The organism is Bacillus sp. FJAT-29790 (assembly GCF_019039215.1).
Taxonomy (GTDB): domain Bacteria; phylum Bacillota; class Bacilli; order Bacillales; family Cytobacillaceae; genus Cytobacillus.
In genome coordinates this window covers 949,844-956,996 of the sequence record NZ_JAHNZZ010000001.1, presented here as the reverse complement: position 1 = coordinate 956,996, position 7,153 = coordinate 949,844, and the positions used below count along the sequence as shown (strand labels likewise).

Annotated in this window: 9 protein-coding genes and 2 pseudogenes; 4 read left to right on the top strand and 7 right to left on the bottom strand. The window is 35.7% G+C overall.

Annotation, left to right across the window (positions count from 1 at the left end; translation table 11 throughout):
• Positions 1–660: 660 nt before the first annotated feature.
• From BGM26_RS04465 to BGM26_RS04450, 4 genes and pseudogenes are all read right to left on the bottom strand, one after another.
• Positions 661–831 (bottom strand): annotated as a pseudogene (locus BGM26_RS04465) (DUF3658 domain-containing protein); the annotation flags it as partial.
• A 7-nt stretch (positions 832–838) separates the two neighbouring features.
• On the bottom strand, positions 839–1,378 hold the full coding sequence (locus tag BGM26_RS04460) for a hypothetical protein (RefSeq protein ID WP_217038517.1): 540 nt from the start codon (positions 1,376–1,378) through the stop codon (positions 839–841).
• Complete coding sequence (locus tag BGM26_RS04455; RefSeq protein WP_217038516.1) at positions 1,365–1,712, bottom strand: PadR family transcriptional regulator; 348 nt, start codon at positions 1,710–1,712, stop codon at positions 1,365–1,367. Before BGM26_RS04455 ends, BGM26_RS04460 begins: the two co-directional genes overlap by 14 nt.
• A 393-nt stretch (positions 1,713–2,105) precedes the next feature.
• Entirely contained in the window at positions 2,106–2,441 is a 336-nt protein-coding gene (locus tag BGM26_RS04450) for a hypothetical protein (RefSeq protein ID WP_254119008.1), read from the bottom strand.
• A gap of 28 nt (positions 2,442–2,469) precedes the next feature.
• Here BGM26_RS04450 and BGM26_RS04445 point away from each other — a divergent pair, with 28 nt between their 5' ends.
• Positions 2,470–2,811, top strand: coding sequence for an MFS transporter (locus BGM26_RS04445; protein ID WP_217038515.1), 342 nt, complete (start codon positions 2,470–2,472; stop codon positions 2,809–2,811).
• Between the two features lie 72 nt (positions 2,812–2,883).
• A complete protein-coding gene (locus BGM26_RS04440) occupies positions 2,884–3,450 on the top strand; it encodes an isochorismatase family protein (RefSeq protein WP_217040649.1) in 567 nt (188 codons plus the stop codon).
• Between the two features lie 196 nt (positions 3,451–3,646).
• Here the strand turns inward: BGM26_RS04440 and BGM26_RS04435 are convergent.
• Positions 3,647–4,007: pseudogene (locus tag BGM26_RS04435) on the bottom strand (tyrosine-type recombinase/integrase); the annotation flags it as partial.
• 257 nt (positions 4,008–4,264) lie between these two features.
• Between BGM26_RS04435 and BGM26_RS04430 the strand changes: the two are divergent.
• A complete protein-coding gene (locus tag BGM26_RS04430; protein WP_217038514.1) occupies positions 4,265–4,753 on the top strand; it encodes an SRPBCC domain-containing protein in 489 nt (162 codons plus the stop codon).
• 439 nt (positions 4,754–5,192) lie between these two features.
• On the opposite strand, the gene BGM26_RS04425 is transcribed toward BGM26_RS04430, so the two are convergent.
• Complete coding sequence (locus BGM26_RS04425) at positions 5,193–6,065, bottom strand: YitT family protein (RefSeq protein ID WP_217038513.1); 873 nt, start codon at positions 6,063–6,065, stop codon at positions 5,193–5,195.
• Positions 6,066–6,151: 86 nt separating this feature from the next.
• Entirely contained in the window at positions 6,152–6,442 is a 291-nt protein-coding gene (locus BGM26_RS04420) for a YolD-like family protein (protein ID WP_254119006.1), read from the bottom strand.
• A 299-nt stretch (positions 6,443–6,741) separates the two neighbouring features.
• On the opposite strand from BGM26_RS04420, the gene BGM26_RS04415 reads away from it, so the two are divergent.
• A complete protein-coding gene (locus BGM26_RS04415; protein WP_217038511.1) occupies positions 6,742–7,083 on the top strand; it encodes a PepSY domain-containing protein in 342 nt (113 codons plus the stop codon).
• Positions 7,084–7,153 lie beyond the last annotated feature (70 nt).

Genomic DNA, 7,153 nt, shown 5'->3' with positions numbered 1-7,153 from the left:
GGGTCTAGGTTGAAAGCACTTGCCGGTGAATTTACACAAAAACAAGGACTTGACACAATAGAGCGGTTCTATTAGCCTTTGAACTTGATTTTTCATCACTAGCGGTCCAATTGAGCGGTTCTATTAGACCTTGAACTTGATTTTTCAACACTAGCGGTCCAATAGAGTGGTTCTATTTGCCTTTGAGCATGATTTTTTATCACTAGCAGTACAATAGAGCGGTTCTATTTGCCCTTGGACTTGATTTTTCACCACTAGCAGTCAAATAGAGCGGTCCTATTAGCCCTTGAACTTGATTTTTCAACACTAGCGGTCCAATAGAGGGGTCCTATTAGCCCTTGAACTTGATTTTTCATCACTAGCGGTACAATTGAGCGGTTCTATTTGCCCTTGAACTTGATTTTTCATCACTAGCGGTACAATAGGGCGGTTTTATCAAACCTATCATTCCTTGATTGAACGCCCACACCCCAAGAACTAAGAAAAACTGTGCAAATTAGATCATATAAATGCTGATGATAACGAAAAAGATGATAAGGGCAAATAATATTAGACCATTAAAAACAGCTAGCTGTTTTAATCTCATGTTGCTTAAATCTGTTGATTTCATCTATACCCCCTCTTTCCTATTAGATTAAATCGCAGTCGTCATTAAAGAATTCACCGTTTTAATCTAACGCTATAAAACCTCATCGCCTTTAAACTCCCTTCCATCTCAAAATCGCCTTTTTCTATCAACTTTCTTAATCGATACTCGAGGAATTCATCTCCAACATATTGGTCTAAATGCCCTAACACTTCACCAATTAATCTTGCAGATTTCATAAAAGCTTCTGGTTCAAATCGCTTTATACTTAGGAACATAGATAACATGCTTTAGATCATCAGGTGACCATGGTTTCCAACGCATAGATAATGGAGAGCTGTCCTTTATCCCATCCACACGTTCAATTATAGCAAACACGATAGTAAACCAAAAAAATGTTTGAATCAACACGCTTATAACTTGCCCTATTCCTTCCAACATCATATCCAAAACAGTTGCTAATACAGCACTATCTTCTACAGGACTAAAAAACTTTACTGCTACAATCGCAATGAATGAAACAATGGCAGCAATCGGCATGACCAACTTCAGTAATGTGACAAATACATCATAATACTTCGGACCAATTAAATGCATTGGTTTTTCATTATATTTACTAGCTAGAATAGCCGGATTGCCTAATGTTTCAAGGACCCGGTGAATGTCCTCCTCCGAATAATCCTCGGGCAACATATCATAAATTGTTGACTCCAACTCCAACGCAATATCATTTCGGGTTTTATCAGGCAGCCTGTGAGTGACTTCTTGAATATAAACCTCAATTAAATTCATCTTCCTCATCCCCTTTTAATAAACCATAAAGTTCTTTTGAATTTTTAATCCATTCCTTTTTTAACTGCAAAAAAATTTCTAAACCGTATTCACTTAAAACATAATACTTACGGGGTCTGCTCTCAGATGTATCCCAACTGCTCGTTACTAACTCTTGCTTTTCTAAACGGCGAAGTAATGGATATAAGGTACTTTGATCAATGTTAATTCCTGATTCCTCCAATAACTGAACAAGTGAATATCCATACTGGGGTGTTCCCAATTGACTTAAAACGGCTAATGTCAACGTTCCTCTCCTAAGCTCTATCATTAATGAATTCAGTAAAGTACTCATTCACCCACCTCAACTTTATATACTAAACGACGTACACTATATGGTTTATACTATGTGTGATACACTATTATGGATACAATAACAATCGAAATTAAATGCCCTTTTTAAGAGATAAATGGAAATTAGTTAGACGGGTACATAAAAACAGTGTTTATATTCCTCGTTAAGAAAATCCCAATAGAAAAAAGCCCAATTTCTCGTGTGTAGTGACAATAAAATTATTTAATTTTAAAATCTAAAACAAGTATAACCCCGTACTAAATTAGGACGGGGTTAAAATATAGTTGTTTAATTTTTGATGTAAATGCTTCTATGCACTTAAAAATATAACAATAAAGTCGTTTAAAGCTAAGTGTTCTGCCATAATCGCGCCCTTTTCATGAAGATAGCTATTTATGAATGATTGTTTCCTTTCTTACTATAAATTTCATAAGCAAAAAATCCAATTAAATAGCCTATTCCAGCTCCTAGACTAACTGTAAATACTAGAGGGATTGGAAAAAACATTCCAAAAACTGCACCGATAGCACAACCAAAAAGCATCCCCATTGGTATTAAACTATCTAATAAATCTTGAGCGCGTTTTGATTTTTTCTTACCTAGGTTGTCAATATCCCGTACTACTCTGTTTAAAATTGTTGCCTTTTCACAAACTAGTTTAGTACCAAAAAAAAAGACGGAGTATTCGTCCGATATCCGGTAAAATCTTTGACCAAAAAGGACCAACATGGATTTTGGTATATCCGGAGCTTTTTTTGTGATAGGAGGATTAGTCTGGATATCATATACTAACTCCCTTTTCGACTTAATTGGGGCTGGCCTCGTATTTGGAGTTGGCTTCGGTTCGATTCAACCTTCTTTACAAGCATGGACCATCAGCCTCGTTGCACCCAATCATCGTGGTTCCGGTATCGCAGCACTATTATTAGCCACTGATTTAGGAATTGGCCTAGGTTCCATGCTACTAGGTGTCATTGCTGCTTGGACAAGCTATGCGATGATGTATCGTTTATCAGCACTATCGATGGTTCTATTTTTAGGCGTTTACGGTTATTATCTAACAAAACAAAAAGCACACACGTTAACTACCTTGCATTAAGCAAAGTTGTTATCGATGTTCTCCACTGATCTAGGTGTTCGAAAAATTAATTTTAGGAAAGATGTGTTATTTATGAAAAAAATCCAACCAGAAAAAACAGCATTAGTCCTTATTGACCTACAGAAAGGAATTACTGGTATAAAAGGTGCACCTTACGACCCTTCCACAGTTGTTAGTAACGCAGCACAACTTGTAGATGCATTTCGTCGAGCAGGGGCATTTATCACATTTGTACATGTCGATTTTTTAGATGGAAAAGATGCGGTGCATCCTAATGCAGAAATGCAATTGCCTCCTAAGCTTTCTGAAGATTGGGCTGAATTCCCTCCTGAACTGAATGTGCAACCAACAGACCATATCGTCACAAAGCGTCATTTTGGAGCTTTCTTTGGCACTGATCTTGACTTACAACTTCGTAGACGTGGAATAGAAACCATTGTGTTAGGTGGAATCTCTACCCATGTTGGAGTTGATACAACTGCTCGTGAAGCATATCAACACAATTACAATCAAATTTTTGTAACAGATGCTATGACTGCTCCATCAATAGAAGCTCATGAATTCCCAATCAAGTTTATCTTCCCACTTATGAGTCGAATGGCTACGACCGAGGAAGTACTTGCAGCGCTAGAGTCGTGATTTGATATTTGTAATATAGTATGTATTGGACTACCGTCATAAAAATTATAAAGCCTAATTTTCTTTTAATAATAGAAATTAGGCCTCGATTTTATTTAATTAATTGGCCCGATAACAAAAAGACACGCCTATTTATATGCGCGCCTCAATTTCGATTAAAGTTTAATTTATATAGATTTCAAAAATATTTACTATATTAATCGTGTCTCAATTTGCCACTCAACTGAGCATATATTTTTGTGGTCTCGCTCTTCTCATGACCAAGTAAACTTTGGATCACTTCAAGTGGCGCACCTTATTAATCATATGTGTTGCATAGCTGTGCCTTAGTTGATGGGGATGAATACTCTTTTTTCATCATCTCGTTCATCTAAATACCTTTTTAACCAAATAGAACAACGGGTAGTAAAGTATACCTCCCTTTCTTTATCACCTATTCCATGTATAATAACTAAATTCGTCCGAAAATTAATATCATCTCGATTTAATTTTACAACTTCTCCAATTCGGCAGCCGGTCAAATACATAAACTCAAATAACGCATTCTCCATCGATGAAGATCGTGCAACAATAATTTTAGATAAATAGTTGCCTATGATATTGCACAAAAGTCCGTTAGCCTAAGTAAAGTCTGTAATAATTTGTGATGAAGATATATTTTAAATATTCCTCGACAGCAATATTGCCTTTTAGGTATATTCAGAAAGAATATTGATTAAAAGAAGTTGAGAAAATAAGAGATGGATTATTTGGAGGATCAGCAAAAGAGAGAAAATAAAGAGAATTGAAAACAAAAATTATTGGAGGAATCACAATGTCAACTCAAATCAAAATCACTCATACTTTCAATGCTCCACGTGAACTTGTGTTTAAGGCATTAACTGAATCGGAACACCTAATTAATTGGTGGGGGCCAAAAGGATGGACATTCGAGGTTTCTAAATCGGATTTCCGTCCGGGCGGTGTCTTTCACTACAGCCAGAGACCTGCTGACGGCAACGTAATGTGGGTTAAATTTATATACAGTGAAATTATTGCACCAGAGAAAATTGTTTACACCAGTTTCTTTTCTGATGAAGAAGGTAACACTGTACGTGCACCCTTTGACGCAAATTGGCCTATGGAAACCCTGAATACCATTACGTTAACCGAGGACGAAGGTAAAACAACTCTTACAATAATTGTGGCTCCCGTATCTCCGACTGAGGAAGAGATCAAAACCTTCGAGGATTCAATAGAGATGGCTCAGGAAGGATATTCTGGAACCTTTGATCAATTAGATGAATACCTAACAAAGATATAAGTCGTTTAAAATAGCCACTACAAAAAACACCGACCACCGGTGTTTTTGTTATTAATAACTATCCCTTCTTTAGCTTAACAATAATTAATTTCAAAATATCATCGTTCGCACAATAAGCTACTCAACAACCTGGCCGATTGCGGAACAAAAACCCTGCATATCAATACAGGACTTTTGATCAATTTTTTTTATAAATTATCGAATTTTATTTTAAATCCACATTTTCAAGAAATTTTTTAATAATAGGGGTACCACCAGCAAAACGAAGCACAAAAAGCGATTGCTCTTGTTTAGCAATCACGCCTGATTGTGGAAGATCATAAGTACATGTCTTGTAAAACTAACGCCCCCGTTACTTAAACTAGTAAAAAATTACCCTTAACAAAACTAAAAAGGTGATTTTTTTGTGGAAATTCATAATAAATTGGCCGGTTTTTACCTAATGGATATTTTGCTTTCTAAAATTACCACCCTTAACTTCTGCTACGTCATATACCGTAACAAAGGCCATTTCGTCAATTTCATTAATAATTTCTTTAATTTCACTTTCTTCTAAGCGGTTAATGACACATGTAATTTCCTTAAATTTCTCATTAGAATAAGCTCCGTAAGCTTCTTTATACGTTGCACTTCGACCTAAACGATCACGTATGGTCTCAACCATTAATTCTGGTTGAGATGTAATAATTTTAAAGGTTTTAGAGCCACTTAAACCTACTTCAACGATGGAAATCACTTTAGAAGCAATAAAGTAAGCAATTGCTGACAAAATGGCTCCTTGTAGACTGAATACAGTTGAAACGAAAATAAAAACAAACATATTTAAGAACAGAATGAGATCACTTGTGCCAAACGGTAATTTTCGAGAAAGTAGTACAGCTAACATGTCAATTCCATCTAATGCACCACCATTACGCAATGCTAACCCCATTCCTAGTCCAAGGATAATCCCACCAACAACGGTAACTAACAAAGTATCTCCCTCAATAATCGTTGGGATTTGATGCATGAGGGTCGTACTAAAAGCTAGTGAAACAATTCCGATAATCGAGTAAATTGCAAAGCTTTTTCCAATTTGTTTATATCCTAACCAGATAAAAGGAATGTTCAAAACTGCAATAAGAGCACCTAAGGGTAACCCCAATAGCTGTGAACCTACAATACTAAGACCTGTCACACCCCCATCAGAAACATTGTTTGGGATTAATACCGCTTCAAGTCCATATGCTGCTAAAAATCCACCTATAATAATTATTAATCCTCGTAAAATCTTTTTTACTTTATTAGGCTTATGCTTCTTGATTGTATTCATACAATTCCTCACTATCAAATATTTCTTCTTTGTTTAGGTTTACCATAAAATTTTTTTATATAATTCTGCCCCTATAGTGTAATCTTTCACAAAAACATACTAGCAATACCATAAGCTTTCAATTTTGGGGGATCAACGTAATGAACACGGCCAGTAATATCAAAAGTAAAGCCGTCATCCCAAACAGTTAGTTTTACCGAATGGCCGTACTCCATTGCGTAAATAATCCGCAATTCGAATTCTTCCGCCTCATGTTCGTCAATGATTGGCTTAGCCTGCCGTTCATTATCACGCCAAAAATCCCACTGAGTTTTCGCTAGTTCTGGCAATTTGAATGCGGCTTGCCATTTCATAATTCCTCGGTCTCTAACCGCCATATTATCGCCTCCTTTAAGATTATTGTATACGAACAAATGTTCTGTATGTAATAAAAAGAAAAAGAGCATTTATTGACGGCCTTGAGTTCTTCTTATTCCATTAACCTATAAGATAAGTAACAAAATACAAATCGTTGTAAAACCTCACTTTTCTGACACCCATCTTTTATACAAAAGAAAAACATTAACCTTTACATCCACTCACGCATTTCTCATCAAATTCTCATTTTATTATCCGAATGGCCTCATTTTCGCAAGTTATTATATGAATAACAGCAAAACAGAGGAGGATTTATTTCATGATACGTACATTATTCTTTACAAGTATGATTGGTTTAGTTTTTATGGGGAAAGCGGTCGGCATAGGTGCCATTTCAGAAAATAATCAAATTGAAAATAACGGAAATATACAATTTATGGAGTATAAAGAACAAATTGCCGCTAATGGAGTGAACAGGGATAATATATCAAAGGTGGAAGCAATGGCAATAGCTGAAAAGGAGGAGAAAGGTAAAGTAATGAATGCTGTTTTTCATCCTGAGGAAGAATTTTATCAAATTGGATTCACAAAACTCGGACATCACGTCGTTATTAAAGTTGATTCGCATAATGGAAAAATTCTTGAAAAGAAAATTTTATAAAAATAATGATACAAATCTGAGGCGTATTAATATAAGAAACCTCCTGAAGATGACCTAGCAATGTGTGGAT